General features: G+C 64.0%; 26 protein-coding genes. 7 read left to right on the forward strand and 19 right to left on the reverse strand.

The features are described 5' to 3' along the window. Positions 1-467 precede the first annotated feature (467 nt). The gene (locus BP737_RS05655) at positions 468-1,148 is read right to left on the reverse strand and encodes a hypothetical protein (protein ID WP_292409874.1); all 681 of its coding nucleotides are present in this window, start codon (positions 1,146-1,148) and stop codon (positions 468-470) included. Between the two features lie 543 nt (positions 1,149-1,691). On the opposite strand from BP737_RS05655, the gene BP737_RS05660 reads away from it, so the two are divergent. Together BP737_RS05660 and BP737_RS05665 are read left to right on the forward strand one after the other, a co-directional pair. Further along, positions 1,692-2,111, forward strand: coding sequence for a PPC domain-containing protein (locus tag BP737_RS05660; protein WP_342686006.1), 420 nt, complete (start codon positions 1,692-1,694; stop codon positions 2,109-2,111). A 41-nt stretch (positions 2,112-2,152) separates the two neighbouring features. Then, positions 2,153-2,860 (forward strand): winged helix-turn-helix transcriptional regulator, encoded by a 708-nt coding sequence (locus BP737_RS05665; RefSeq protein ID WP_292409878.1) that lies wholly within the window; start codon positions 2,153-2,155, stop codon positions 2,858-2,860. Between the two features lie 16 nt (positions 2,861-2,876). Here BP737_RS05665 and BP737_RS05670 read toward each other — a convergent pair whose 3' ends face one another. From BP737_RS05670 to BP737_RS05705, 8 genes are all read right to left on the reverse strand, one after another. Further along, complete coding sequence (locus BP737_RS05670) at positions 2,877-3,377, reverse strand: hypothetical protein (RefSeq protein WP_292409880.1); 501 nt, start codon at positions 3,375-3,377, stop codon at positions 2,877-2,879. Between the two features lie 4 nt (positions 3,378-3,381). Beyond that, positions 3,382-3,894: a hypothetical protein gene (locus tag BP737_RS05675; RefSeq protein WP_292409882.1), complete on the reverse strand. Its 513-nt coding sequence runs from the start codon at positions 3,892-3,894 to the stop codon at positions 3,382-3,384. 107 nt (positions 3,895-4,001) lie between these two features. Then, a complete protein-coding gene (locus BP737_RS05680; RefSeq protein WP_292409884.1) occupies positions 4,002-5,021 on the reverse strand; it encodes an ABC transporter permease subunit in 1,020 nt (339 codons plus the stop codon). A gap of 496 nt (positions 5,022-5,517) precedes the next feature. Next, a complete protein-coding gene (locus BP737_RS05685; RefSeq protein ID WP_292409886.1) occupies positions 5,518-6,528 on the reverse strand; it encodes an ABC transporter permease subunit in 1,011 nt (336 codons plus the stop codon). A 171-nt stretch (positions 6,529-6,699) separates the two neighbouring features. Then, a complete protein-coding gene (locus BP737_RS05690) occupies positions 6,700-7,704 on the reverse strand; it encodes an ABC transporter permease subunit (RefSeq protein WP_292409888.1) in 1,005 nt (334 codons plus the stop codon). A 31-nt stretch (positions 7,705-7,735) separates the two neighbouring features. Continuing rightward, positions 7,736-9,283, reverse strand: coding sequence for a M28 family metallopeptidase (locus BP737_RS05695; protein ID WP_292409890.1), 1,548 nt, complete (start codon positions 9,281-9,283; stop codon positions 7,736-7,738). Between the two features lie 12 nt (positions 9,284-9,295). Further along, positions 9,296-9,757, reverse strand: coding sequence for a hypothetical protein (locus tag BP737_RS05700; protein WP_342685998.1), 462 nt, complete (start codon positions 9,755-9,757; stop codon positions 9,296-9,298). Between the two features lie 305 nt (positions 9,758-10,062). Further along, a complete protein-coding gene (locus tag BP737_RS05705) occupies positions 10,063-11,094 on the reverse strand; it encodes an ABC transporter permease subunit (RefSeq protein ID WP_292409894.1) in 1,032 nt (343 codons plus the stop codon). Between the two features lie 301 nt (positions 11,095-11,395). Between BP737_RS05705 and BP737_RS05710 the strand changes: the two genes are divergently transcribed. The 3 genes from BP737_RS05710 (at position 11,396) to BP737_RS05720 (ending at position 13,360) form a co-directional block, all read left to right on the forward strand. Then, positions 11,396-11,605, forward strand: a complete 210-nt coding sequence (locus tag BP737_RS05710) for a hypothetical protein (protein ID WP_342685999.1) — start codon at positions 11,396-11,398, stop codon at positions 11,603-11,605. Positions 11,606-11,654: 49 nt separating this feature from the next. Further along, complete coding sequence (locus BP737_RS05715) at positions 11,655-12,344, forward strand: hypothetical protein (protein WP_292409897.1); 690 nt, start codon at positions 11,655-11,657, stop codon at positions 12,342-12,344. A gap of 446 nt (positions 12,345-12,790) precedes the next feature. Continuing rightward, complete coding sequence (locus BP737_RS05720; protein ID WP_292409899.1) at positions 12,791-13,360, forward strand: hypothetical protein; 570 nt, start codon at positions 12,791-12,793, stop codon at positions 13,358-13,360. Between the two features lie 40 nt (positions 13,361-13,400). Here BP737_RS05720 and BP737_RS05725 read toward each other — a convergent pair whose 3' ends face one another. Genes BP737_RS05725 through BP737_RS05770 form a run of 10 tightly spaced genes read right to left on the reverse strand, consistent with a single transcriptional unit; the run spans position 13,401 to position 22,989 of the window. After that, a complete protein-coding gene (locus tag BP737_RS05725) occupies positions 13,401-14,066 on the reverse strand; it encodes a cytochrome c biogenesis CcdA family protein (RefSeq protein ID WP_292409901.1) in 666 nt (221 codons plus the stop codon). Between the two features lie 46 nt (positions 14,067-14,112). Continuing rightward, complete coding sequence (locus BP737_RS05730) at positions 14,113-15,216, reverse strand: ATP-NAD kinase family protein (protein WP_292409904.1); 1,104 nt, start codon at positions 15,214-15,216, stop codon at positions 14,113-14,115. After that, a complete protein-coding gene (gene trpA, locus BP737_RS05735; RefSeq protein ID WP_292409906.1) occupies positions 15,213-16,022 on the reverse strand; it encodes a tryptophan synthase subunit alpha in 810 nt (269 codons plus the stop codon). The genes BP737_RS05730 and trpA overlap by 4 nt, the downstream gene beginning before the upstream one ends. Continuing rightward, positions 16,019-17,191 carry a tryptophan synthase subunit beta gene (gene trpB / locus BP737_RS05740; RefSeq protein ID WP_292409937.1) on the reverse strand — a complete coding sequence of 391 codons (1,173 nt, stop codon included), beginning with the start codon at positions 17,189-17,191 and terminating at the stop codon, positions 16,019-16,021. The genes trpA and trpB overlap by 4 nt, the downstream gene beginning before the upstream one ends. Then, positions 17,188-17,760: a phosphoribosylanthranilate isomerase gene (locus BP737_RS05745; protein ID WP_292409908.1), complete on the reverse strand. Its 573-nt coding sequence runs from the start codon at positions 17,758-17,760 to the stop codon at positions 17,188-17,190. Before BP737_RS05745 ends, trpB begins: the two co-directional genes overlap by 4 nt. After that, positions 17,757-18,515: an indole-3-glycerol phosphate synthase TrpC gene (locus tag BP737_RS05750; RefSeq protein ID WP_292409910.1), complete on the reverse strand. Its 759-nt coding sequence runs from the start codon at positions 18,513-18,515 to the stop codon at positions 17,757-17,759. Before BP737_RS05750 ends, BP737_RS05745 begins: the two co-directional genes overlap by 4 nt. Then, positions 18,512-19,528 carry an anthranilate phosphoribosyltransferase gene (gene trpD, locus BP737_RS05755; protein ID WP_292409912.1) on the reverse strand — a complete coding sequence of 339 codons (1,017 nt, stop codon included), beginning with the start codon at positions 19,526-19,528 and terminating at the stop codon, positions 18,512-18,514. Before trpD ends, BP737_RS05750 begins: the two co-directional genes overlap by 4 nt. After that, positions 19,525-20,103 carry an anthranilate synthase component II gene (locus BP737_RS05760; RefSeq protein ID WP_292409938.1) on the reverse strand — a complete coding sequence of 193 codons (579 nt, stop codon included), beginning with the start codon at positions 20,101-20,103 and terminating at the stop codon, positions 19,525-19,527. Before BP737_RS05760 ends, trpD begins: the two co-directional genes overlap by 4 nt. Then, the gene (locus BP737_RS05765) at positions 20,103-21,617 is read right to left on the reverse strand and encodes an anthranilate synthase component I family protein (protein WP_292409914.1); all 1,515 of its coding nucleotides are present in this window, start codon (positions 21,615-21,617) and stop codon (positions 20,103-20,105) included. Before BP737_RS05765 ends, BP737_RS05760 begins: the two co-directional genes overlap by 1 nt. Positions 21,618-21,627: 10 nt before the next feature. After that, the gene (locus BP737_RS05770) at positions 21,628-22,989 is read right to left on the reverse strand and encodes a TrpB-like pyridoxal phosphate-dependent enzyme (RefSeq protein WP_292409916.1); all 1,362 of its coding nucleotides are present in this window, start codon (positions 22,987-22,989) and stop codon (positions 21,628-21,630) included. A gap of 140 nt (positions 22,990-23,129) precedes the next feature. Here BP737_RS05770 and BP737_RS05775 point away from each other — a divergent pair, with 140 nt between their 5' ends. Together BP737_RS05775 and BP737_RS05780 are read left to right on the forward strand one after the other, a co-directional pair. Then, entirely contained in the window at positions 23,130-23,714 is a 585-nt protein-coding gene (locus BP737_RS05775) for a metal-dependent hydrolase (RefSeq protein ID WP_292409918.1), read from the forward strand. 87 nt (positions 23,715-23,801) lie between these two features. Beyond that, positions 23,802-24,254: a spore germination protein GerW family protein gene (locus tag BP737_RS05780; RefSeq protein ID WP_292409919.1), complete on the forward strand. Its 453-nt coding sequence runs from the start codon at positions 23,802-23,804 to the stop codon at positions 24,252-24,254. Positions 24,255-24,266: the final 12 nt, after the last annotated feature.

Here is a 24,266-nt window from a genome sequence, read left to right on the forward strand (position 1 = left end):
TCATTAGCCTCCGGGCATGCGGGACGTTCACCCATCCGATTCGCTCCAGGTCGGGTGGACCCTCCGCCGTTTTCTGGAACCGGTTCCAGTACCAATGCGTAATAATTCCCCGTGCCTCTATAAGATATTTCTGTCACTTTTCTATACACATCAGACCTATGGGATCGCTTTCCCACCACGCGGACGCAACCGTCACGGATAACGTGCGGTCGGTAGTGTTCTCCCGGGGACCCGGCCGCTCTGCCGTAAAGCCAGAAAAAAGAGAGACCAACGTATTCCGAGCGCAGGCACGTTTGTCATCCTCAGAACCTCTCCGGCGCCGGGAGAGAGTTCCAAGATACCGTTCTGGACCGGATACGTTCTCGCTTCTCCGAAGATCAATTCAATTCCCCTCTCCGTGATAAGATAGTTTCGTCCAACGACAATTGAGTATCGTCCCGGGAGGGCGACGCACACGGGACCGCCCGTCAAAGATAGATCCCCCCGGGAGTGACATGATATCCGGCCGGAACCGGGATAAACCCGGGCTCTGTTCCCGGAACGGTCGTATTCACCGTCGCCGTCCAGGTATCTTCCTTTATCAGGTGTTTCATGTCCCCGCCTCCCCGGTACCTGAGGTTGAACGAGATCGGGATGGCGTTCTCCGGCGGCGGGACGAAACCGTCGAGGAAGACGACCGTGGTATAGGTCCCGCTCGACGTTCGGGTGAACTCAGTGGCGCTCACGTTCCCGGGAGTCGCAAGCACGGGCACGAGCAGCCGTGGCTCTTCTTTCGTCTCGAATTCACCTGACGATATGGAGAGATCAGGCGCGTATCTTTCCGCCGTCGTGAACGCAAGCATCTTTCCGTAGGGTGTCTTCCGGATCGATGTCCGCCACCCGAAGGCCTGATAACGACCGGTAAGCACCTCCTCCGACATCGCCGGAACACCAGCCGCGTTCGCCGGGATCGGGATCATGATCGTGGCGGTTTCGTTCACGGCAAGACCGGATAGGCCGGTGATCTTGATCGCATAGGAGTTGCTCGGCATAGTCGTCTCGACGAACGCGGGAGCAATGAGGAGCAGGAGGGCTGCCGCGATGACGAAGCAGACCGCGATGAACACGACCAGGAGGAACTTTCCAATCGTCTCGTATATCTCGTTCATCAACTTGGTTCCCCCTGATTCCTTCCCGGATGCAGAGGAGACATACCTTCAAGTAGCGGAAGAGCACAAATTCCCTTTGCCTTCGGGCATGCGGGACGTTCACCCCTCCGGTTCGCTCTTGGCCGGTGAACTCCCGCCGCGTTCGGGATACCGGTTTCGGTACCCACGCATGATAATTTCCCGTACCTCTATAAACGATTTCTCTCAAACCTCTCTACACGTCGGGGCGCCCTGATCTATTTTGCTCCCGAAAGCATGCCGCAGCCATCCGGAAATTTCTCCTGCGCCGGCCGATAGAAAATGCGCGCGACGGAACGAGGACCGGCACCGGGGGTCACGCCCGCCATAGCAGCCGCTCCATTTTTGCAGGAGAATGCGGCATCGGCGCCCGTTTCGCGTAGCAGGCTCTCTCCACCATCCTCCCGCCCCCGACTCCCGGATAACATGCACCGGGCAGTCGATCCGCCTCCGACCGGAGAACGTGTAGAGAGGCGTGAGAGAAGACTTAAATGGAGGTACGGAAGAACTCCTCCTGTGAATACAATGACGTACAACCGCATCTTTGCACTGATGGTTGCACTGGTCCTGCTGGTGCCGCCGGCTTTTGCCGGGAGCAGCGAATGCGATACGAACGCCGCCCCGGACGGTGATGCCGGGATCTGCGCCTTCTACCTCATAGAGCAGGGAGAGACGGACTATTACAGCACGTATGTCCCGTCCGGGAGTTCAACGCTGTTCGTGAACCTGAACTGGTTCATTCCGCAGCAGTCGTTGACATTGACGATCATCTCGCCGAGCGGAAGCACCTACGCCTCCTATCACGACAGCGACCTCGACGGTTACGATAACGCTATAATCCGCGCGTGGATCTCCTCTCCGGAAGCCGGAACGTGGCAGTTCCAGGTTTACGGAGAGAAAGTGCGCGAAACGCAGGATTATACCTTCGGCACAACGGTGAGTTAAAACCGCACCCCATTTATATCTCCGCCACCCTGATCTTTTTGATGGCGAAACGACCTCTCTTCACAAAGGTAGCGCTGCTTTCCATCGCCCTGCTGCTCTCCATCGCCCCGGGGAGCGCAGCCGACACCATACTGAATGAGGGAGAGTTTCCGGAGTGGGGAATCGACGATCCGATCCCGTTATCCGTCTGGAATGTGCCCCTGAAGTTGATCCTGCTCGACTTCGTCTTCATGAACGCTCCCCTGCTCTTCCTCCCGGTGCAGATCCTCATAGTGGCATCCGCCTGGGCCTTCCTCGGACACAGAAAGATCTCCGGTAAGAACGCCCTCAACCACGAGACCCGCCGCGCGGCGTATCTCTACATCCGGGCCAACCCCGGGACCACGCTATCCGTCCTCTCCCCCAGGCTGGGAGTCAACGCCGGAACCCTCCGATACCACCTTGAGGTCCTCTGCGAGACGGGGAAGATACTGATGGAGCACGATCGCGGGTTCCTCCGGTATTACGCGGGCCGCAGGGCGGCTCTCGAAAGGGAGACGGCCGAACATCCCCATTACGGGACACGGAAACGGATACTCGACCTTCTCGTAGAGGAACCTGGGATGACGCGAAAGGAGATCGCATCCACGCTCGGGATCGCCGGTTCATCGGTGACCTGGCATATGGCGCGGCTCATCCGGGACGGTGCCGTAAGGAGCGAGAGGGATGGGAGGGCGGTACGCTACTTTCTCGCCGCCCGGACGTGCTGAGAGGTCGGGGAGGAGGTCAGCGGTCGAAGACCGCCGGGAGGTTCAGCCGTCTCTCGCGGATGGTCGATGTGATCTCGAACCGCCCCTCTCCGGGTTTTGACGGGGAGCAATCTACGCTCAGCGTTTCAGAGCAAATTCCCCCAAATTCCCGGGTGGTGCTGTGGGACACCCCTGCAGGGTCCCAGACGGTCAGGGTGAAGGCAGCCGTCCTGGTCCCGCCGGGTTCATTTCTCCGGTCGTTTTCACATGCGACAAGGAAGACGCTTCTTCCCGTCCCCGTCTCGAGCGAAGGGGTCGCGTTTGAGAGCGTTGCGTTGCTCCCGAAGTCGGCCCAGGCTCTGCCGAGGAGATAGACGCCATGGGAGGCGTCATCCTGGAAGACGATCCTGCCGCCGGAGGTGGTGGCGTTCACAATGACGTCCTCCGCGGCATACGATACGAGCCCGTACCCAAGGAGGATAACAAGGCCCAGCACCAGGCCGATGCTGCATAATACTTTTTCGCTCAATTGGATCACCGTTTTAGATGTAATCGAGGTCGCCGGTGCCTATGTCCGATGCCTTTTCTGTATCGAACAGGTCGTGCGTCTCGCACCAGAGCTCGTACTGGGCGTCGCCGCTGCCATGCGAATCGAAGGCCACGCTGATGGTGCCGTCGGTCGCCCGGTCCACGTCTATTTGCTTCGTATGTGCGATACTCCGGGCGTCGTATACCGTCAGGCGGTAGATCGCTCCCTGTCCGTCGCCGTCTTCGTCGTTGACATGCGTGTAATTCGCCGTGAAGACGTTGTAACCGGCAGAGACGGTCGTATATCCGTTTGGCGCCGCGCTTGCCGTATCGCCGTCGCCGTCCGTATACATTCTACCCAGGTTTTTTGCGGCCGGGATCTCGATCCCGCCCGCACCCTCTGCGACAGGCGCTTCTTCGACCCCGGGATTCCGTTGATCGATCCGGATTGCAGAGATCGCACCGGCGGCCGCCAGTACAACCAGCGCCAGCACTGCCACGACCGCGATAGCGTTTCTTCGTTTCATCTTCTGTTTCTCTGTTGTTGCGGTGGCACCCGCACTACTTTCTCGGCATCGCCGTTACATCCTTTTTTCTCTTCCCGAAACCGCCCGTTTTCGGGCTTCTTGCCCGGTCATCGTATATCCATCCGCATGAACTTCACGTATGCGGCGGCGAAGAAGACGGCCGGAAAGACGATCAGCGCCGCGAGATTCCGCCAAATCCGGTCTGCCGCCTCCTCCGGCGGCAGTTCCGAAGGATGGACGGTCGTCGAGGTCACGGCACTATAGGTTCTCACCGGCGAGAAGAGGTAGACCATATCGGTGACGAATTGCCGTTTATTCTGGTAAACCTCCAGCTCTGCGGCGTACCGGTCGCACTCTTCCTCATACGCCTCATCGTACGGTACGTGGTTCACTCCTTCAGAATCCGTCCATGCAGGCATCTCCGGTTTCTGCGGCATATCCCCGACAACCGCGCCCGCAAGAACCATCCCGAACATCTGCAGCGGATAGGTGAGGGCGAAGAAGAGCGTGAGACCGTAGACCACGGCATGCCCGCTCTCTTTCACGCCGACCGAGAGCGCGAGGGCGAGGGCGAAGAACGCAAGCATGAAGAGGAACGAGGCGAGCCCGAAGATCAGGACGGCGCTGACCTCGTCCGCCGTCGGCACGATCGAGAAGACGAGGAGGACGGCGAAGGTGAGCGCGAACGCGACGACAAGAGCGACCCCGAGAGCGGCCATCCCCCCGAGCGCCTTGCCGTTGATGATCTCGTCACGGTAGACCGGATGGGAGAGAAGGCTTTTGAGCGACCGGGACTCCTTCTCCTTCGAGACCAGGTCGACCCCCATCGCAATCGCGAGGACGCCGCCGAAGACTATCAGCGAACTCTCCAGGTACAGGAAGACGAAGAGGGTCGACGGCCGTTCGGGCATCATCCCCGCCGGACCCGCGGCGTCTTCCGCCGCCTGCAGCTGCTGGTTATATACTTCGAGGTCCCGGTTGTACTGGTCGATCCCCTGGTGCATGCCGAGCAGGACAAACATCAGGAGCAGCGCAAGGATCACCAGGAACTTCCGGCTGGTGAGGTGGTCGGTGAACTCCTTCCCGGCCACGATGAAGACTCGTTCCGCTGCCTGAATCCCCGTCATCCTGCCCCCGTCAATGGTCGCGGCACACGGCCCGGCGATCTTTTTTTCGTTTTCTCATGATCTTTTCACCTCGTTCATGCGTGCCCGGGATGATCCCGGGACCGCAACAATTATCCCTGATGAAAGTTAACACCCGTATTGTCCTCCGGGCACGCTGTTGGGAGCCGGGGTGCGACACCAATCGAACTCCCCGGCCCCCGCGGGATACCACGCGCGATATTGACCGATTGAGACGTCGGTGTTCCTATCCTTAACATTTCTGTCCATTTCATAGAACTGTCGCCGCGCTACCCAGGCCGCCGCATTCTCCTGGTATGTTGTTTATTGATTCATCCGGCGGCGATCCGGTCGGTTTCCAGTGGGAATATACCTTGACCTCCGGATCGCAGGTATGAGAGATTACCCGGCAAAAACCGTGCATACTCGCCCCGGATGCTGAAATCCGGGGATATCGTCGGCACGCCCTTCCGCACGGTGGGAAGTGCGCGCCTGCCGGTCACCGTATATCCATCCGCAGGAACCGCGTGTACGCGACGGCGAAGAAGGCGACGGGATAGAGGATCAGCGCCACCACGCTCGACCAGATCCTGCCGAGCGTATCGTCAAGGGTCGTCCCCGGGGAGCTGGATATCCCGTTGATGAGCGTGTTGACGGCCATCTGCGGCGAGAAGAGGTTGATGGCACTCTCGACCATCTTCATCTGCCCGGTGTATGCCGCGATCTCCGCCTGGAAGCCTTCCGATGAGGTGTCCCCTCCGTATGCGGCGGGGTCTGGCTTCTCCATCATGAAGGCCATGCCTACCTGCGCGGTGGCGTAGGGGGCCAGGAACACGAGGAGGACGAAGACGACCATCGCGAGGAGCAGGGCGCTGCCGCTCTTTTGGCAGAGGGTGGAGAGCGCAAGCGCGATGGAGAAGAAGGTCACGAGGAAGAGGAGGGTGACGCCGGCATAGGTCAGGATCATCCAGAGGTCGCCGGGGGTGGGTACGATCGAGAGGACGAGGAGCAGCGCGGTGGTGAGGAGGAGCACCCCCCCGACGACGATGGCGAGCAGCGCGACGCCCCCGAGCGCCTTGCCGTTGATGATCTCGTCCCGGTAGACCGGGTGGGAGAGAAGGCTTTTGAGCGACCGGGACTCCTTCTCCTTCGAGACCAGGTCGAACCCGACGGCGATGGCAAGGAGGCCCCCGTAGGAGATCAGCATGAGGAACATCGAGGAGTAAATGTCCGCGACCGGCGGTTTCGAGGGCATCATCCGCTCCGGTCCGTCGACCCGGTCGTCCACCGCCGCCAGTTCCTCGGTATACCGGTCCAGATCCCTCTCGTAACTCCCGACCCCGCCGTACGTCCCTATCAGGGCGATGGCGAGGAACAGGGCGAGGATCACCGGGAACCGCCAGCCCGTGATCTGGTCGGTGAATTCTTTCCGCGCCACGATGAAGACCCGTTCCGCCTTCATCCCCCGGCGCTCTCGCGCCTCCCCTGTTGCCATCGGTTCCGTTGCCATCCCTTCATCCTCGCAAAGACCCCCGCCCGGAGGCTATTATCCAGAGACTGGGTTGTAACGTTATTTACGTCTTCTCTCAAACCCCTCTACACGTCCGGCCGCCGTCTCCCCGAAAGCGGGAGGTTGTATCCGTCCTGTGCGGCAGGGGAGTCCCGGGGACCCGTCGTCCGGTCACCGGATGTCCATCCGCATGAACGTAACATACGCGGCGGCGAAGAAGACCGACGGGAAGGCGATCAGAGCCGCGAGATTTCTCCAGATCGCGCTTGCCGCCTCCTCCGGTGGCATTTCCGAGGGATAGGCAACCGTCGAGGCCACGGCATTATAGGTCATCATCGGGGAGAAGAGGTAGACCGTATCGGTAACGAATTGCTGTTTGCTCTGGTAAACCTCCATCTCCTCGATGTACTGCCCGGACTCTTCCTGGTACGCCTTCCATGCCACTTCATCAACCGGACGCCCGTCCACGGTCATCGGCATTTCCGGTCTCTCCGGTATGTCTCCAGCAACCGCGCCTGCAAGAACCATCCCGAACATCTGTAACAGATAGGTGAAGGCGAAGAAGAGCGTGAGACCGTAGACCACCGCATGCCCGCTCTCTTTCACGACGACCGAGAGCGCGAGGGCGAGGGCGAAGAACGCCAGCAGGAACAGGAACGAGGCGAGCCCGAAGATCAGGACGGCGCTGACCTCGTCCGCCGTCGGCACGATCGAGAAGACGAGGAGGACGGCGAAGGTGAGCGCGAACGCGACGACAAGAGCGACCCCGAGAGCGGCCATCCCCCCGAGCGCCTTGCCGTTGATGATCTCGTCACGGTAGACCGGATGGGAGAGAAGGCTTTTGAGCGACCGGGACTCCTTCTCCTTCGAGACCAGGTCGGCCCCCATCGCAATCGCGAGGACGCCGCCGAAGACTATCAGCGAACTCTCCAGTTGCTGGAAGATGATCAGGATCGACGGCCGCTCGGGCATCATCCCCGCCGGACCGGCGGCGTCTCCCGCCGCCTGCAGCTGCTGGTTATACGTTTCAAGGTTCTGGTTGTACTGGTCGATCCCCTGATGCATGCCGAGCAGGGTTAACATCAGGAACAACGCAAGGATCACCAGGAACTTCCGGCTGGTGAGGTGGTCGGTGAACTCCTTCCCGGCCACAATGAAGACTCGTTCTGCTGTCATAGATTACCTCTGTTATACCATACGGTCGATATCATCGCCTCCGCGAGACGATGCTCCGCGAGAAGAGATACCCGACGGCGAGGAGCGAGGCGGCGACGACACACGCGACCGGAACCAGAGGGAGCGGGTCCTTGCGGATTGGCTCTTCCTGCACAGAGTTGTCCCGGATGTAGTAAGCCCCGGGACTGTCATACATGCGTTTGACGAGAAACGTATCCTCGTCGTACCCGACCACGGTTCCGGCGGCGGCCGCAACCACCTCGTATCGGTGGCTGCCCGGGGCGTAGACGACGACATGCCCCTCCTCAAGCCCGGTGATCCGGATACCGTCCACGTAGCCGTCGACGCGAGTCCCGGCCTCCGCCTCTCCCGGATAATCGTAGGAGAGGGGGACAAACAGCGTGCCGTACTCTCGCATGCCGTACTTCTCGCGTTCTTCTTCAGTCCGCTTCCAGGGGATGCTGATGCCCCCGGGCTGATGGCCGGACCCCGGAGCGTCGCGCCCGGTATCCGGGACATCGGCTTCCAGGTCCAGGATTCCTCGGTTCCCGGCCGCATCGTAGGCGACGACCCGGACGGCATGGGGGCCTGCGGGGAGGGTGACCTGCCCTGATGCGAGGACCCCGAAGTCCGTCCCGTCGACGATGAGGTGCGTGATCGACGGCCCGGAGACGGCATATCGGATCGTCCCGTCTTCGTCGACCGAGCCCTCCACCGCCGGGGGTGTCGTGTCGTCCGCGGCGGCAAGGGTCCGGACCATGCCGGTCACCGCCTCGGTGCAGGACGCCGCCAGGGAGAGGTTCAGGGTCTCGGGCGTATCGTTCCGGGTCTGCCGCAGGGTATAGCCGCTGGTGTCGGTTATCAGGGCGGCGGGGATGTGACGCTCCCAGAAGCGCTGGTGGTCGCCCCCAAGGCCCGGTCCGGTCTTGATCGCCGGGGACTCCGGAACTGCGTCCAGCATCCAGCGGTACTGGGGCAGGGTATCTATGTGGAGTTCGTCGCCGCGCGCCACGCAGTCGAGGTTGACGGCCGCGACGATCTCCTCGCGGAGGTTTGCATGGCGTTCCAGCCAGTCGGCGCTCCCGAGAAGCCCCACCTCCTCACCGGAGAAGGCGATGAAGCAGACCGACCGATTCAGGGGTTCCGTCCGGAGCGCCCGGGCAACCTCGAGCATCACGGCGACCCCGGCGGCGTTGTCGTCCGCTCCGGGGCAGTCGGGACCGTCGACGTCGTAATGGGCGCAGACGACGACGATCCCCGGCCCGGAGCCCTCCTTGATACCGACGACGTTCCGGGTCGTGGCCGGTCCCGCATCCGTCTCGACGGCAAAGGTCTCCTGCTGTACGTCGTAGCCGTACTCCTCCAGTCTCCCGGCGATATAGTCGGCAGCCGGTCCGTCGTCGAGGCCGGGGACCCGCCGGTGGTCGGTGAGCACCCCGATGGCTCCGGCTAGTGAATCCGCGTCATCGGCATATACCGGGGTAGGTATCGCCGTGACAATGAGGAGCAGGGCGGCGACAATCGGGGCCCCGGCATTGAAGAGGCCAAAAAATTGGGAAGAGGAGGAATCGGCCGCCATCGTGGGTTATCCTTATGATAGGATGAGATCTCCGCGGGCCGAAGCGCTCTCGGAACCTTCACTGCACGCGATCTCCCAGTGGTACGAACCGGGACTGGCGGGCGTAAAGGGAATCGACAACGTTCCCTGCCAGTTGTTATTGATAAGCGGGACATCGAAAATGGACTTCGTGGTTACGGACCCATCCGGCCCTTCCAAGCGGAATTGGGCCGTTTGTCCAACTACCACATTATAATCCCTGTATTCACAATCCACCTCGATCTGGTAGGTTACCCCGGGTATATAGGAGCCGACGTACGTATCAGCTGTGGCAGTGCAGTCAATGCCTCCGTCCTCATTGATCAGGAGCGAGCCCCCGTCAATGGCCACGGCATGCAGCCCGTTCTCCGCGCTGACCGGCGCCACTGCCATGCAGACGAGAAGCAGGCCGATGACGGCAACAGCATACGGTCCGAACATCTTTTTCTGTTTCATGATGTTTTTTTCACCTCTGTTCATGCGTACCCGGGGAGGCCGTGGAACCATAACGGCTATCCCTGATGACAGCCAACAGTTCTAGTGGCCCTCCGGGCATGTGGGGCCACACATCCGCAGTTCACGGCAGGATGATGCGCCCCACAACTTGTACGAATGCCCGATTCCGGCACCCGCACTACTTCCTCGACCTCACGATATTTATCTCTTCTCTCACATCTCTCTACACATCCGCCCTCTCTTTCTGAAAGTGAGCGACGGGACCCCTCCTGTGCGACAGAGGAAGCCCGGGACCCTTCATTCGGTCACCGGATATCCATCCGCATGAACCGCGCGTATGCGATGGCGAAGAAGACGACGGGGTAGAAGATCAGTGCAACCACGCTCGACCATATCTCGCCGAGCATGTTTTCAAAGGTCGTTCCCGGAGAGTTGTGGGAGTTGTGCACCGTCTGGATCAAGTTGTTGACGGCCATCTCCGGGGAGAGGAGGTTTCTGGCGCTCGTGATGACATCCTGCCGCTCGTAGTATGCCATAATCTCTGCCTGGAAGCCTTCCGACGAGGTGTCCCCTCCGTATGCGGCGGGGTCGGGCTCTTCCATCATAAGCGCCGGGCCGATCTGCGCGAAGGCGTAGGGGATCACGAATGAGAGGAGGATGAAGGCGATCACCGCAAGAAGCAGGGCGCTGCCGCTCTCCCGGCAGAGGGTGGAGAAGGCAAGCGCGATGGAGAAGAACGTCACGAGGAGAAGGAGGGTGACGCCGGCATAGGTCAGGATCACCCAGAGGTCGTCGGGGGAGGGCACGATCGAGAGGACGAGGAGCAGCGCGGTTGCGATGAGGAGCACCCCTCCGATGACGAGTACCAGCAGCGCGACGCCCCCGAGCGCCTTGCCGTTGATGATCTCGTCACGGTAGACCGGGTGGGAGAGAAGGCTTTTGAGCGATCGGGACTCCTTCTCCCCGGAGACCAGGTTGAACCCGACGGCGATGGCGAGGAGGCTCCCGTAGGAGATCAGCACGAGGAACATCGAGGAGTAAACGTTCTCGACCGGCGGTTTGGAGGGCATTATTATCCACCCCGATTCATCGAACCGGTCGTCCATCGCCTCCAGTTCCTGGGCATACCGGTCCAGTTCCCTCTCGTAGCTCACGACCCCGCTGTACGTCCCCGCCAGGGCGATGGCGAGGAACAGGGCGAGGATCACCAGGAACCGCCAGCCCGTAACCTGGTCGGTGAATTCTTTCCGGGCCACGATGAAGACTCGTTCCGCCTTCATCCCCCGGCTAACCCGGCGCTCCCGCACCTTCCCCGTTATCGTCGATTCCGTTGCCATCCCTTCATCCTCATAAAGACCCCCGCCTGGATCTTATTATCCTGAGACTGGGCTGTAACGTTATTTACGTCTTCTCTCAAACCCCTCTACACGTCGGCGCCCGGAGAGGTGCCGGTACCCGGGTCGTCTCCTGTCGTTCGGCGCCGAGCCCTGTTTTCGACCTGCGGCGGCTATTTTCGGTTGAAAATTCTCTCCGGAAAACCTGGTGAGGAGGCGCGTCACATAAGGGTATATAGAAGAACGTCGAACTCTCCGGTATGGATACCGGTCGCCGGGTCGCGGATCGACCGGGCGAAACCCTTTGACGGTCATGCTCTGCAACTACCTCTCGTATCTCTGGAAATTGATGCTCGCCCTTGCTGCGGTTCTCCTCGGGGTCAATATCTACCGGGATTATATCCTCGACATCCGCGCCGATTCCCTTCTTCGGTGGTTGTTTTTCGTCCTGCTTTTCGGCAGCATCATCGTGCGGTTCGTGGATGAGCGTACTGCAAGAAAAGAACCGGTCTGATCTTCGTGCCGCAATGAAACTTTACAGTCGACCCGGAGCGACCTGAATCATGAGAAAGATCCTTATCGTTATCGTGGGGATGGCGTTCATCTATGTTTGCATCCACTTCTTCGTCCTGCCGGAGAGCCCGGACGTTGCGCGTATCGAGAACATCACCCGTCTCAGGTCCCCGGCGTACAACCCGGCCGTCCTCCACCTCTGGGAGATCGCCGTTGAGGAAACGGGCGTCGAGAACGAGTCGGCAGTGCTACTGCAACTGGAGACCGACATCGCCGGGGACGGCGCGATCCGGGTGATATGGCTCTTCTTTTACGGGGAGGAAAACGGCGAGCGGCACGTCTACGAGGCGTACGTAGGGCCGGACGGAACCGTGGCCGTCAAATCGCAGAAAATTGACCACCCTATGCAGGGGGTACATCCCCTCGCCCTCTTACGGGAGGTCGACGCCATCACTCTGGAAGATATCCCCTTCCGGGAGCGGGGCATGACACTGCTCGCGGGTATAAATATGTACGGAGCGGAGTACAACGAGACCCATGGAAGGCTCTATGAAGTCTCGGGAGGGAGATTCCGCCCGATGAAAGAGGTCGTGTTCGGCCCGGAAGCATCCTGGTACACCATCACGATCACCCCGCATCAGAGGACGGAGGGGACTCCGTCCCCGGGAGAAAATCCCGATTGCATCATTGCGTTCACACGACAGGACCTTGGGGCGGCCGATTCCATAGTCTGTACATAATGTATAGAGATCTTTTCTGCGGACAGTGCCGGGTCACCGATGCACCGGCGATCCCGGGTGCAGATGCACCTCTTTCCGCGCCATTCCCGGTATTATAAGATACCGGAAATTTGCTCCCGTATCCCACCGATCTCCTGCCCGCAGGTCGCCTTACTGCTTGCGTAATAAGGAACCCGTGATCGTGCTCTGAGTGGACCTTCCCCGTCCGGCGGAGGACCTCAAGACGGTACCGGAGCGTTCCGGCGTTGACCCCGGCCTGCGGGAGAGGGAAGCGTGGTTGATCCCGGGAGTGGCCCGGATGCGAGGTACGCCGCACGATCCCGGTCGAAAACCCGGGGCTGACCGACATGTAGAGGTTTGTGACAGAAATCGTTTATAGAAGAACGTTGACCTTCACACAGGATATAGAGCCCCGTTCCCGGATCAAACCCCTTGTGAGTGCAGAAATGTTGTATAGAGCCACCTCAACCCATCATAGAAGAACTATAGCCCGGAACCGGCGGCGAGCGGCGATCCCGCCCCTTGTTGCGGTCGGTGCGTGCGCAGTCTGGGCGCTCTTCGTCGACATCGCCGGGACATCGGAACCGCAGTCCCTCCTCCCCGTCTTCGCCCTCGTGATCGTCACCCTTGCAGTCGCGGGAGCCGCGACGCCGCTCCCCCTGATCGAGGGCGCCGTCCCGGTCCGCAGACAGCGGCAGGCGATGCTCGTCGCCGTTGCGGCCTCGGTCCCCTTCGTCGTCGCCCTGCTGGTGAACCCTGACAGGTTGGCGGGCGGGCCCGCCCCGTTGCTCGCAGATAGAGTTCCCATATTTGGGTGGCTCTTCGACGGCGTCATGAGCGCCCTCCCGCTCGCCGTGGATACGCCCGCATACAACCTGGTCTTCTCCGCGTTCACGCTTTTCGGGTTTTACCTCGAATGCGTTCTCGTCGCAGTGGTCCTCTATGCCGCCCTCCGGCTGATTCCCTCACTGGACCCCGATTCCCGGGAAGAGGGGCGCCCCAACAGGAAAAGATAGGAATGACCCCGGAGAACAGAACAACACCTTCCGAGGGCCATCACAGGAACGCAAGGTACAGGAAATAGACCCCGATCGCGATGATCGCGACGCCGACAACCCGGTCGAAGACCTCGCCGCTCACCCTCGCCCTCTCCTTGACCTTCTTCCCGAGAGCGCCCCCGAGCGAGCTGATCGCTATCAGGGGGAGCGAGAGCCCCACCGCATACACAAGGATCGTAAAGAACCCCTCGACCGCCGTCTGGTAGAGCGCGATGTAGGTCAGGACGACGAGCAGCATCGGCGCCCCGCGCCCCACGGTGATCGCCCCGAACGAGAGCCCGAGCAGAAACGCCCCCGTGACGGAGTAAGAGATGGGCGCCCGGAAGAGATTGAAGATGCTTCGTATCGGCGGTTTGTAGACGTGCAGGAGCTGCAGCCCCATAAGGATCAACAGCACCCCGCCGATCGCCCACGCGACGGTCTCGTTCAGGAAGAGGAGGTACTCCCCGACGTAGCCCGCGACCGCCCCGAGCGGCAGGAGGACGAGGACGGTCCCGAACGAGAACGCCACAGTCAGTTTAAGGATGCCGGCAAGCGTGAGATCGGTCTTCCCGCTCGTCAGATACCCGATAAGGCCGAGGCAGAGGACGCTGTTGCAGGGGCAGATGCCGGCGAAGAGGCCGAAGACGAAGATCCCGAGGACCGAGGGGTCGAAGGATGTCACCAAGAGAGGTTAGACGCCGACCGGGGATAAACCCTGGGTTTTCGGGTCACATGGGATGGACGACCCGCTTCCGCTGCGCCATCCGGTAGCCGGAGACAACCAGGAAAGAGTCCCCGACCTCCCGGTCGAGCGCCGCATCGCCGGAGTCGACGTACAGGAGGGGAGTCGCGGCGAGCTTTCCCGGCGTGGCAACCACGATCAGGTTCCGTAGTCCGGCCTTCCGGATGACGGCCGGGCTGATCTGCTGGTTTCCCCGCCCGAGAACGAACCCCTGGGCGCCGATGGGGCTCGCGACGATCTTCGCCCGCGGGTATCTGTCGAGGAGGGAGAGAAGCGTCTTCTCGTCGGCATTGCGGGCGACGACCTCCCCGCCCCGGACGGCGTCGACCCCGAGGAGGGTCGGGGCAAGACCGAGCCGCTCCATGATCCGGGCCGTCGTGCTCCCGGCGCCGATGATATAAAGCGTATCCGGCAGCATGACCTCGTTGATGAACGCGGCGATATCGTCCTTCGCCCGCTCCTCGTCCTGCTGCTCGAAGACCTGCTTTCCGCTCTGTATCCGCTCCGGAAGATACGGAACGCGTGCATACCCGTAGAGCCGGGCGGCAAGACGGCCCGACCGGTAGGCCCCCTCATCGATATCCATCACCTCGGAGTCTCGGCAGGGGGCTCGCCCCGTCTCGCGGATGAGGGTGACCGCCGCCGGAGGGTCGACCGCAAAGACCGCCGAGTACATCTTCACCCCGGCAGGGATGCCGAGGACCGGCACCTCCCGGCCGACGGCGTCGAAGACGTCCCGTGCCGTCCCGTCCCCGCCGCAGAAGGCGACGAGATCGACCCCGGCCTCAAGAAACGCCCGGCAGGCGGCCTTCGTATCGGCGGCGCCGGTCGAGACGGCGGGGCGGTAGAGGACCGTGGAGCGGTCGATCCCTGCGTCAATAAGGGCGTCCTCGCCCATCGGCGCCGAACAGGTGCACCATGTGATATCGTCGTCTTTGAGGAGAGAGAGGACCTGCACGGCCCGACCGGCCGAGCGTGGGGCCGCTCCGCGCCGGAGGGCTTCCGCGACCACGCCGTCCGTCCCCGCGAGCCCCACCGTGCCGCCCATCCCGGCGATAGGGTTGAGCAGGAACCCGATGGCCCGTCTCATCCCTCCACCCCCGAGTCGGGGGCGAGCCCGCCCTTGAGCGCCCTGATCGCGGTGCGGAGGGCTTCGTGCATCCCGGCCTCGTCGCCCATGTGCTCCTCGACGATCCGGACGAGGGCGCTTCCCACGATGACGCCGTCCGCGCCGGCATCGACGACGCTCCGGACGTGTTCCGGGCGCGAGACCCCGAACCCGACGGCGAGCGGAAGGTCCGTCTCCCTCCGCACCGCATCGACCAGCCCGGCGATGGGAGGCAACCGGTCGCGCTCGCCGGTCACCCCTTCAAGCGAGATCAGGTAGACGAACCCGGAGGCGTCCCGGAGGGTCCTCCGCCGGCGCTCCGGCGACGTCGTCGGGGCGATGAGCGCGATCCGGTCGATCCCGTACCGGAGAGAGGATGGCCCGACCTCTTCCGACTCCTCGGCGGGAAGGTCCACGATGAGGACGCCGTCCGCACCGGCGGCCGCGGCCTCCGAAAAGAACCGGTCGGGTCCCCGGCGGTAGACGATGTTGTAGTAGGTGAAGAGGACGACGGGAAGGCCCGGCGCGTACTCCCTGACCCGTCGGACGAGCGTGAAGACGTCGTCCGGCGTGGTGCCCGCACGGAGGGCGCGAACGTGCGCCCGTTCGATCACGGGGCCGTCCGCCACCGGGTCGGAGTAGGGGACGGCGATCTCGAGGAGGTCGACGCCCGCATCGACCATCGCCGCCGCCACCCCGAACGATCTCTCTCTATCAGGGTCTCCGGCGACGGTAAACCCGATGAAGACCGGGCTTTTCCGGGCAAAGAGGCGCTCGATCCTGCTCATGCCGCACCCCCGTGAAGGCTCGCGATGTCGGCGACGTCCTTGTCGCCCCTCCCCGAGAGGTTGATGACGAGAATGCCGTCCTTATCGAGGTCGTCGGCCGCCCGGAGGGCGTAGGCGACCGCATGGGCCGACTCGAGCGCCGGGATGATCCCTTCGGTACGGGAGAGGTAGCGGAAGGCGTGGAGGGCCTCGGCGTCGGTGACCGCCTCGTAGCGGACCCTTCCCGAGTCCTTCAGCATGGCGTGTTCCGGCCCGACGGAGGGGTGGTCGAGGCCCGCGGCGACGGAGTGCGTCTCGAGCGCCTGGCCGTCATCGTCCTGGAGGAGGTAGGAGAGCGCCCCCTGGAAGACCCCGACCGAGCCCCGCGAGAGCGAGGCCCCGTGATGGCCGGACTCAAGCCCCTCGCCGCCCGCCTCAACGCCGACCAGCGCCACGTCGTCGTTTGTGAACGGGTAGAAGATCCCGATCGCGTTCGAACCCCCGCCGACACAGGCGACGACGGTATCGGGGAGCCGCCCTTCCCGTTCGAGCACCTGCCGCCGCGCCTCCTCGCCGATGACCGACTGGAAGTCGCGGACGATTCGGGGGAAGGGGTGCGGGCCGACGCAGGAGCCGAGCAGGTAGTGGGTCTCCCGGAGGTTCGCCACCCAGTCGCGCATCGCCGCGTTGATGGCGTCCTTCAAGGTCCGCGTCCCGGAGACGACCGGGATGACCCGGGCACCGAGGAGTTCCATCCGAAAGACGTTGAGCGCCTGGCGCCGGGTGTCCACCTCGCCCATGTAGACCTCGACGGGGAGACCGAGGGCCGCGCCCGCGATCGCCGTCGCGACGCCGTGCTGCCCGGCGCCGGTCTCGGCGATGAGCCGCCGCTTGCCCATGAACTTCGCCATGAGCGCCTGGCCGAGGGTGTTGTTCAGCTTGTGCGCACCGCCGTGGAGGAGGTCCTCCCGCTTCAGGTAAACCCGGCAGCCGAGGTCGCGGGAGAGGTTCTCGCAGAAGGTGAGCGGGGTCTCCCGCCCGGCATACTCGTGCAGGTACCAGGAGAGCCGGCGGGAGAACTCCGGGTCCTCACGGACCCGCCCGTAGGTCTCCTCAAGCTCGATCAACGCGCTCATCAGGGTTTCGGGCACGTACTGCCCGCCGTATACTCCGTATCGTCCTGCTTTCATGAATCGATCGTCCTGCATATCTTCACGAACTCCCGCATGAGGCGCTCGTCCTTGACCCCCGGCGCTGCCTCGACGCCTGAAGCGACGTCGACGGCGTAGGGCCTTACCTTCCGGATTGCCGCGGCGACGTTGCCGGGGGAAAGCCCACCCGCGAGGATGACCGGCACCGGGGAGGAAGCCACGCATCTTCTCGCGTATCCGGGATCGAACGCCCGCCCGGTGCCGTGGCTGCCGTCGACGATCACCGCGTCGCAGTCGCCCCGCGGGGGGTCGCCGGGCGCAAGCATCCGGATGACCGCGACCCCGGTATCCCGGGGCAGATAAAGGCTGCCCGAGACCTGCACCGCATCCGGCCGCAAGAGGAGGATCTCCGCGAGGTCCTCCGCCCGGGCGGTCGAGGTGACGGCGACCCTCGTCACGAACGGCGGGACCGCCGCGAATATCTCCCGGGCCGCATCAGGGCTCACCGACCGCGGCGAGGGGCTCGCGAGCACCACGCCGATCGCGTCGGCTCCCGCCGCGGCTGCCGCTCTGGCGTCTTCCGGGCTCGTCATCCCGCAGATCTTCACGCGAATATAAATCCCTCCAGTCTTTTCCGCCGGTCCCTGGCCGACATCAGGGCGGACCCGATCAGGAACGCATCGCAGTGCCGGGAGAGGCGCCGGACGTCGTAGGGCCAGGCGATGCCGCTCTCGGAGACCACGGTCCTCCCCTCGCCGCGTGCCGCCTCTGCAAGGCGGACCGTCGTCGTAAGATCGACCCTCATCGTCTCGAGGTTGCGGTTGTTGATCCCGATGAGGCCCGCCCCGGTGGCGATGGCCTGCTCCATCTCGTCCCTGTCGTGGACCTCGACGAGCGGCTCGAGACCGAGCGCGTGCGCCTCGTCAACGAACGCGGAGAGACGGCTCCCGAGCACCCGGGCGATCAGGAGGACGGCATCGGCGCCGAGCGCCCGGGTTTCGCTGAGCTGACGCTCGTCGATGATGAAGTCCTTCCTGAGGATCGGGACCGGGACCGCACGCCGCACCCGGACGAGGTTCTCCGTACTGCCCCCAAAATAGGTGGGTTCGGTGAGGACCGAGAGCCCGGCGGCTCCGGCGGCGACGAACTCCCGGGCGATCGCCTCCGGAGTGCCGCCTTCGTGGATCCTCCCGCGTGACGGGGAGGCGTACTTCACCTCGGCGATGATCGCGCGTCTCTCCCGGCAACCCCGGAGGGATTGTTCAAGACTCCGGCGAGGCACGGCGTCGGGATCGAACGCAGGAAGGGGGGCGAGGTTCGCGAGGCGCTCGCCGGTCGCCCTGACGATCTCGTCGAGGATCATGCCCCGCCTCCGGTCGCCTCGACCAGCCGGCGGAGCCGATCCAGCGCCGCCCTCGAATCGATCGACGCTTCCGCCCGGGCGATGCCGCCGGCGACGTCATCGGCTTTCCCGCCGAGGTAGATCGCCGCCCCGGCGTTGAGGACGACGATATCCCGGGCGGGGCCGTTCTCCCCCGCGAGGACGGAGAGGAGGAGCCGGGCGTTCTCTTCCACCCCGCCGCCCCGGAGAGCGGCGACGGATGAGCGCGGAATCCCGAACTCCGTGCAGTCGAGCGTATACGTTACGACCTCGCCGTCCCGGAGTTCCGCAACCGTCGTCGGCCCGCTCGTCGCGATCTCGTCGAGACCGTCGCCGTGGACCACCATCGCCCGCTCCGCACCGAGGTCCCCGAGCACCCGGGCGACCGGGACGGTCAGGTGGGGGTCGTAGACGCCGAGGAGGTGCGCTCCGGCACCTGCCGGGTTCGTGAGGGGGCCGAGAAGGTTGAAGACCGTCCGGATGCCGATCTCCTCGCGGGCCGACCGGGCGTGCTGCATCGCCGGGTGGTAGGCCGGGGCGAAGAGGAAGGCGATCCCGGCGGCCGAAAGAACCTCCGCGACCCGGTCGGGCGGGATCGCAACGGAGACGCCGAGCGCCTCGAGGACGTCGGCAGAGCCGCACCGGCTCGAGACGCCCCGGTTCCCGTGCTTCACGACGGAAACCCCCGCACCGGCCGCGACGAAGGCGGCCGCGGTGCTGATGTTGAAGGTTCCCGCACCGTCGCCCCCGGTCCCGCAGGTATCCACCCGCGCTTCCGTGGCGGGGAGAGGGACCGGGACGGCAGCCGCCCGCATGACACGCGCGAATGCCGCGATCTCGGCGACAGTCTCCCTTTTCATCCGGAGCGCCGTGAGGAAACCGCCGATCTGGGCGGGGGTCGCGGCGCCCCGCACGATCTCCTCCATCGCCGCTCCCGCCTCGGCCGGGGTGAGGTCCGTACCCGATGAGACCCGGGCGATCGCCTCCCGGATCATGTCCCGCCTCCCGGACCGAAGAGGAAGTTTTCCATCAGCCGGGTCCCGTCGGGGGTGAGGATGCTCTCCGGGTGGAACTGCACTCCCTCGATCGGGAACTCCCGGTGCCGGACACCCATGACCGCCCCGTCGTCGCTTCTGGCGGTCACCGCGAGGCAGTCCGGGACCGTGGCCGGGTCGATGACGAGCGAGTGGTAGCGGGTCGCGACGAGGGGGCTCGCCACCCCGGCGTAGATCCCCGTGCCGTCGTGCCGGATGAGCGACCGCTTCCCGTGCATCAGCCGGTCGGCCCTGGCGATCCTGGCTCCGAAGACGAGGCCGATCGCCTGGTGACCGAGACAGACCCCGAGGGTCGGAACCGTCCGGCTGATCGTCGAGAGGACCTCCCGATAGAGGGCGCACTCCCGGGGATGCCCCGGGCCGGGCGAGAGGACGACCCGGCCGAAGGATTCGGGAGAGAATTGCTCAAACGGCGTATCGCTCTTCACCACGACCGGCTCCGCACCGAGCGCCCCGATCTGCTGACAGAGGTTGAAGGTGAAACTGTCGTAACTGTCGACGACGAGCACCCGCATCATTCCACCTCCGCCGCGCCGAGCGCCGCAAGCATCGCCCGGCCTTTGTTCCCGGTCTCGGCCCACTCTCTGTCAGGGTCGGAGTCGGCCACGATCCCCGCACCCACCTGGACGGAGGCGACGCCGCCCCGCACGACGACCGTCCGGATGGCTATTGCAAGATCCATCGTGCCGGCAAAGCCGAGGTAGCCGACGGCACCCGCGTAGACCCCGCGCCGGAGCCTCTCCGTCTCGCCGATGATCTGCATCGCCCGGACCTTCGGGGCGCCCGAGACGGTCCCCGCCGGGAAGCAGGACCGCAGCACGTCGAACCGGTCCATCCCCTCCCGGAGCCTGCCCGAGACCGTGGAGACGATATGCTGGACGTGCGAGAACCGCTCGACGGTCATGAACCCCTCCACCGAGACGCTCCCATAGGCGGAGACCGCCCCGATGTCGTTCCTCGCAAGGTCGACGAGCATGACGTGCTCCGCCCGCTCCTTCTCGTCCGCGAGAAGCTCGGCCGCGAGCCTCTCGTCTTCCGCCGGGGTCAGCCCCCGCGGCCGGGTCCCGGCGATCGGGACCGTCGTCACCCGCCCGTTCTCCACCCGGACAAGCATCTCGGGGCTGCTCCCGGCGACCCGGCAGTCGCCGAAGTCCAGGTAGTACATATAGGGGCTCGGGTTTCTCTCCCGGAGCCGGCGGTAGACAGCGAACCCGTCGCCCTCAAGCCGGCAGGTGAGCCGCCGGGAGAGGACCGCCTGGAAGATGTCGCCTGCCGCGATACGCTCCTTGATCTGGAGGACCGCATCCGAGAACTCCTTGCGGGTGCATGAGGACGACGCCGCGACCCCGGAAGGGTCCGGGTCGGCCGGACCTCCCGGGACGAGATTGCGTATCCGGGAGATCTCTCCGGCGATTGCGTCGGCGGCCCGGCGGTACTCCTCCCCGGGGTCGGACCCGTCGGTGACGATCAGGTTCGTTATGACCGCGAGCCGCCGCGTCAGGTGATCGAGGGAGAGGCAGTTTTGTGCCAGCATGAACCGGGCGACGGGCTCTTCCGGGTCCTCCGCCGCGACCGGCCGGACGGTCGGGTGGATCGACGCGACGAGGTCGTAGGCGAAGTAGCCGACAAGCCCCCCCGAAAACCGCGGAAGCGGCGAGGGAGCGACCCGGAGCCGGTCCATGAACGAACGGACGGCGGCGAGGGGGTCGGCCGCCGCGACCTCGTCGGCGATCTCCCGAATGCGGGAGTCGCCGGAGACCGTCAGCGTGCCGTCGGAGGCGACAGTCACGTCGGCGGCCGGAGCGGTGCAGATGAACGAGTAGCGGACGGTCTTCTCGCTCCCCTCGAGCGACTCCAGCAGGAACCCGGGTCCCCTGCGGAGCGATGCGTAGAGGTCCGCCGGCGGAGAGGCGGGGAGGGGGATCTCGGCATATACCGGGACGACGAGAGGGCGGCGGCTGGCCTCTGCGGCGGCGGCAACCTCTTCGCGTCCGATATTCAGATCAGGCTCTCTTCGAGCGCCGTCCATTCCACCGGCATCACCTCGCCACCACCGGCAGCCGGGAGAGCGATTCCAGGATCAACTCCACCGGGTATTCGTAGTCGACAAGCGACCCCGCGAAGTAAGACTCGTAAGAAGAGAAGTCGAAGTTGCCGTGCCCGGAGTTGTTGAAGAGGATCACCTTCGCGTCGCCGGTCTCCCGGCACCGGAGCGCCTCGTCGACCGCGGCTTTCACCGCGTGGGCGGCCTCGGGCGCGACGACGATCCCCTCCGTCCGGGCGAAGGTCACGGCCGCGTCGAAGACCTCGTTCTGACGGTAGGCGACGGGCCGGACGACCCCGTCACGGACGAGCCGGGAGACGAGCGGCGACATTCCGTGGTAGCGGAGCCCTCCGGCATGGATCGCCGGCGGGACGAAATCGTGGCCGAGGGTGAACATCCGCATGATCGGGGTCAGCCCCGCGACGTCCCCGAAGTCGTAGGCGTAGATCCCCTTCGTCAGGGTCGGGCAGGCGGCAGGCTCCACCGCGACGATATCGGTCTCGGGATGCTTTCCGGTCATTTTCTCGCCGGCGAACGGGAAGGAGAGCCCGGCAAAGTTGGTGCCGCCGCCGACGCACCCGATCACGACGTCGGGGTAGACGTCCTCCGTCGCGAGCTGCTGCCGTGCCTCCTGGCCAATGATCGTCTGGTGGAGGCAGACGTGGTTGAGGACGGAGCCGAGCGCGTAGTTGGTGTTCTCATGGCTCGCGGCGTCCTCGACAGCCTCCGATATGGCGATCCCGAGGGAACCCGGCGTTTCCGGGTCGCGGGCGAGCACCGCCCGACCGGACCGGGTCGTATCCGACGGGCTCGGGATGCACTCGGCGCCGTAGACCTGCATCATGCTTTTGCGGTAGGGCTTCTGGTCGTACGAGGACCGGACCATGTAGACGGTGCACTCCATATCGAAGAGGCTCGTTGCAAACGCAAGCGACGAGCCCCACTGCCCCGCCCCGGTCTCGGTCGCCAGCCGCTCGATCCCCGCCTCACGGTTGTAGTAAGCCTGGGGGATGGCGGAGTTGGGCTTATGCGAGCCCGGCGGGCTCACGCCCTCCCACTTGTAGTAGATCTTCGCCGGGGTCTTTAAGGCCGCTTCGAGCCTCTTTGCCCGGTAGAGGGGGCTCGGTCTCCAGAGGGTGAGGATATCGCGGACTTCGCCGGGGATATCGATGTAGCGCTCCGTGCTCATCTCCTGCCGGATCAGTTCCATCGGGAAGATGTGGCGGAGGTCGTCGGGAGCTGCCGGTTTCCCGGTAGCCGGATGGAGGACCGGGTCCATGGGCGTCGGGAGATCCGCCTGGATGTTATACCACCGTTTCGGCATCTCTCCCTCGTCAAGGAGGATCTTCGTCTGCATATATCAGGGTGTACTTGTGCACATATATACATTGTGTGTCATCAGTATACTTTGATGAGCATATTAATGCGGTGGCCCGGGCCCTCCGGCCCGCCCTCCCGGGAAAAAGAGTATATCGATCCTCCGCTACTGGATAGCAAATGTACCTCCTCGCCCACGCCATGGCCGGAATTCTCATCGGGATCGTCTTCGCGGCGATCGCCGGCGACCGGCGGGTTATCGCCTTCGGCGCACTCGGGGGCGTGCTCCCCGACCTGATCGACAAGCCCCTCGGGCACATCGTCCTCGCCGAAACCGTAGGCTACGGCAGGATATATTGCCACGGCCTCACCGTTCTTTCCCTGGTCGCCCTCGCCAGCCTCCTCATCTACCGCTACCGCAAAAGAATCGGCCTCCTCGCGCTGGCCGCCGGCATGGCGAGCCACCAGGTCCTCGATTCGATGTGGCGGCATCCCGTCGAGTGGTTCTGGCCGTTCCTCGGCCCGCTCCAGGAGCACCACTACCCGAAAGACTACCTCTGGAACTCAGTCCTGCGGGAACTTGCCCAGCCGAGCGAATGGCTCCTCTTCTTCGTGATCGCCGGACTCTTCGCCTGCCTCTACCGGCAGGAACTCGAGTCCGCCCTCGCCCGGCTCACGAGCCCCGACGCCCGCCGGGTGCTTGCTGCCGCCCTCGGCCTCGCCGTCATCGTCGCACTGGCCGTGGGCTGGCGCCTTCTACTCTAAGGTCGGCATCGTCCGGCCCCCGGCGGACGCCGGAAACCCCAACCATTATATAAGAGGCAGGAGATTGGAATACGTGTGGTGAACAACATGACTGGCGAATCTATGCTCCAGATAACCGTCGACCAACTGGCAAGAACGCTCTGCGCGAGTGCGGTCCTCGGTGCCCCGGTCGATGCCGGAGAACGGGTGATCATCCCTGTCGCCGAGTTCGGGTTCGGGTTCGGCGCCGGAGAAGGCATGGGAGGGCGTAAGGAAGAAGGACAGCACGGCGGGTCCGGGACCGGCGGCGGAGGCGGCATATCGGCCGTTGCCCTGATCGTCGTCACCAAAGGCGTCCCCGGCGCCGAGGGCATTCAGGTGGTGTCGCTGAAGAAGAAGAGCGAGATCGCCGAGGTCATCACGGCACTCGGGGAGACGGTCGGCCCGCACATCGGAAAAGCGTTCGAGAAAGGCTCGGCGATGATGCAGCGCAAGGGCAAGACCCCCTGGGTCTCGGAAGAAGGAAAGGAGATCCCGGTCGGCGGTGAAGAAGAGGCGTAAGGCTCTCTTCCC

The sequence above is a fragment of the Methanoculleus sp. UBA291 genome, from assembly GCF_002499755.1.
Lineage (GTDB): Archaea > Halobacteriota > Methanomicrobia > Methanomicrobiales > Methanoculleaceae > Methanoculleus > Methanoculleus palmolei.